This window comes from uncultured Flavobacterium sp., assembly GCF_963925415.1.
Lineage (GTDB): Bacteria > Bacteroidota > Bacteroidia > Flavobacteriales > Flavobacteriaceae > Flavobacterium.
The window spans coordinates 1-3,183 of sequence record NZ_CAWUTS010000001.1 but is presented as its reverse complement, the minus strand read 5'-3'; the positions used below and the strand labels follow the sequence as shown (position 1 = coordinate 3,183).

Genomic DNA, 3,183 nt, shown 5'->3' with positions numbered 1-3,183 from the left:
CCCCACAAGCATGTATTGGAGATTTCTTTTTTGATGATTTTCATCATAATGGCGCATTTCTATTAAGTTATTTTAGAGCTATTTCTTTATTCGGAACTTACAAAGACACACCAACAGATTCTGCTTGGTATTCTTTTCCTAAAATGGAATCTAAAGATCAATATCAATTTTTCTTAGACAAAGGACCTTTAAAAAACTTGAATGAATATTTTCAATATGATAAACTGGATGTAAAAACTACCGTAAACAATGATAAAATTGATGATTATTTCTGGAAAGAAATTGTAGAACATCCAAATTATGATTCTGTTTGGCAAAGCAAAGCAATTATTCAGCATTTAGACAAAGTACCTTCTTCTGTGGCTACTATGATTGTGGGTGGTTGGTTTGATGCAGAAGATTTATACGGACCTTTAGAAACCTATAAAGCCATTGAAAAAAATGGAAAAGACAATTACAATACGTTAGTTTTTGGACCTTGGGATCACGGAAAATGGGCAACCGCTGGAGTAGAAAATTATGTAGGGAATTATTACTTTGGTGATTCTATTTCTTTGAAATTTCAATCGGAAATTGAAACAAAGTTTTTTAACCATTTCTTAAAAGGAAAAGGAGATCAAAATTCTGGTTTGCCAGAAGCATATGTTTTTGATTCTGGTAAAAAAGAATGGAAATCTTATGATGCTTGGCCACCAAAAAATGTGGTAAAAGAAGATTGGTTTTTATCTGAAAATCAAACATTAACTTCCGTAAAAAAGGCAACAGAAGAAATTAAATTTACAAGCGACCTGAAACATCCTGTTCCATATTCCGAAGATATTAAAACGGTGTTCACGCCAAGAAAATACATGACAGATGACCAACGTTTTGCGGCACGAAGACCCGATGTTTTGGTTTTTGAAACGGAAGTTTTAAAAAATGATTATACATTGGCTGGAGATATTTTAGCAAAATTAAAAGTAGCTACCACAGGCTCATCCGCAGATTGGATTGTAAAATTAATTGATGTGCATCCCGATAACTTAGAAGAAACAAACGACAAACTACAAGATCATTTAAAAATGAGTAATTATCATTTAATGGTGAGAAGTGAAGTTTTACGGGGACGCTTTAGAAATAGTTTCGAGTATCCAGAACCTTTTATTCCGAATAAAAAAACGGACGTAAACATAAAACTGCAAGATGTTTTTCACACGTTTAAAAAAGGGCATAAAGTGCAAATTCAAGTGCAAAGCACCTGGTTTCCTTTAATAGATTTGAATCCGCAAACCTATGTAGACAATATCTATAAAGCAGATGAAAAAGATTTTAAAAATCAAACACATACCGTTTTTACAGATTCTTCTATTGAGTTTTCTGTTCTTAAATAAAATAGTTAAAACAACAAAATGACTTCTACAGAAATTGCTTTACTTATAAACGATGATGCTGAAAAAATTAATAGAATTGGAGAAATAATTGGGAAGAAAATTACTGAAAAAGACAATTTTAGCAACCTAAATGAATTTGAGAAAACATTCATTTATTTAGATGTTTTAGAGCAGAATGTTACAGATGGGGGCTTTATTCAATTCTTTTTTAATTCTTCTGGGCAATTTACTCATGAAATATTTCAAGCATACCTAGCCATTAAAGCAGAAAACACCGTTGATATTCTTACCAAAGCAATTTACTTATTCCCTGAAATTCCGGTTCCTAAAAACTTACAAATACGGCAGCAAATTTTAATGAAAAAAGACTCTAATATTGATTTGTGGGATGAACTAGATACCGAATTCTATAAATATGAAGACAATATTATTTTATTAACATTGGCTTATGTTCGAAATAATATTGCTCATTTTGATTGAAAATTATTGCTCTAAAATTTTTTTAATATGTGGCTTAAAGTAATTAGCTCCTTTAAGAACTTTACCATCTTCTCTATAAATTGGCTTCCCATCTTCGCCTAATTTACTCATATTACTTCTATGAATTTCATTAAAAACGTCCTCTATTTTATCTTGCATACCATGTTCTATAATAGTGCCACACAAAATATATAACATATCTCCTAAAGCGTCTGCAACCTCCACTAAATCGTTATTTTCTGCTGCTTCTAAATATTCTTCATTCTCTTCTTTCATTAAATTAAAACGAAGTAAATTTCTATCCTCACCAATGCTTGCTGTTGGTGTATTTTTAATACCAGCGCCAAAAGCTGTATGAAAATCATGTACCGATTTTATTTTATTTTTCATTTTTATCTCTTATAAATTATTATAATATCTTTTTTAATAACCATGCAGGAGCTAGTTTTAAACCCCAAGCAACAAGCTGCCATCTCTTAGAAATATAGGCTACTCGTTTTTTACTTTTAATGGCATCATAAATTTGATGTGCTGCTTTCTCTAAAGGAACCATCCAAAAAACAGCTTCACCTAAAGCCATGGCAGTATCTACAAAGCCAGGTCTAATTTCTGTAATAAAAACACGTTTCGATTTTATAGATTTGGTTTTTATATACAAGCTTTCTAGATACGCTTTTTGATATGCTTTAGAAGCAAAATACACAGGAGCTGCACGATTCCCTCGAATAGAGGCAATAGAAGTAATACCTACCAAATGCCCAAATTGTTGGGCTCTAAAGAGGTTATACGCTAAAGTGTATAATTTTGTTACCCCTAAAACATTCGTATTTATAGATTGTTCTTCTTTAGACCATTCTAATTTTGGATTCACAAAACCAACTCCTGAAGATTGCACTATAAGATCTATCGTTCCAAATTCTAATACAATTTCAGAAAATATATTCTCTACTTCTTTGGTATCCTGAATATCATTCTGCTTTACTAAAATTTGGTTTGGAAACTTCTGTTTGAGGGCCTCTAGAAGCGGTAGTCTTCTCCCTGTAATAGCAACTCTATATCCTTCTTTTACTAAAACCTCAGTTAAAGATTTCCCTATTCCAGAAGTTGCCCCAAAAACGATGGCGTTCTTCATTTTATTTGTAATTTTGCAGAATAAAATATTGATTCATTTGAATAGACAATATATAGAAACTTTACGAAAGTTTTAAACTCAAAAAATCTATTCATCAACAATTTACTAAACAATTGAAGTTATGTTTTTAGGCGCTTATTTTACGACTGGTAGAATTATATTTATGATCTTTTTTATTTTAGCTTTTATAGTATTAATGAC

The 3,183-nt window shown here is 31.1% G+C and carries 4 protein-coding genes; 2 read left to right on the top strand and 2 right to left on the bottom strand.

Translation table 11 applies throughout. The annotated features are described in order from the left end of the window. Together AABM47_RS00020 and AABM47_RS00015 are read left to right on the top strand one after the other, a co-directional pair. Positions 1–1,370 (top strand): CocE/NonD family hydrolase (locus AABM47_RS00020; protein ID WP_338408870.1); only part of this gene is annotated, 1,370 nt, incomplete at its 5' end. An 18-nt stretch (positions 1,371–1,388) separates the two neighbouring features. After that, entirely contained in the window at positions 1,389–1,850 is a 462-nt protein-coding gene (locus AABM47_RS00015; protein ID WP_338408869.1) for a DMP19 family protein, read from the top strand. A 3-nt stretch (positions 1,851–1,853) separates the two neighbouring features. On the opposite strand, the gene AABM47_RS00010 is transcribed toward AABM47_RS00015, so the two are convergent. Together AABM47_RS00010 and AABM47_RS00005 are read right to left on the bottom strand one after the other, a co-directional pair. Beyond that, positions 1,854–2,240, bottom strand: a complete 387-nt coding sequence (locus tag AABM47_RS00010; protein ID WP_338408868.1) for a nucleoside triphosphate pyrophosphohydrolase family protein — start codon at positions 2,238–2,240, stop codon at positions 1,854–1,856. Positions 2,241–2,259: 19 nt separating this feature from the next. Next, a complete protein-coding gene (locus tag AABM47_RS00005; protein ID WP_338408867.1) occupies positions 2,260–2,982 on the bottom strand; it encodes an SDR family NAD(P)-dependent oxidoreductase in 723 nt (240 codons plus the stop codon). Positions 2,983–3,183 lie beyond the last annotated feature (201 nt).

What these genes read in the sequence shown, in the direction of transcription:
- AABM47_RS00015 (WP_338408869.1), top strand. Translation starts at nt 1,389, where the DNA reads ATGACTTCTACAGAAATTGCTTTACTTATAAACGATGATGCTGAAAAA.
- AABM47_RS00010 (WP_338408868.1), bottom strand. Translation starts at nt 2,240, where the DNA reads ATGAAAAATAAAATAAAATCGGTACATGATTTTCATACAGCTTTTGGC.
- AABM47_RS00005 (WP_338408867.1), bottom strand. Translation starts at nt 2,982, where the DNA reads ATGAAGAACGCCATCGTTTTTGGGGCAACTTCTGGAATAGGGAAATCT.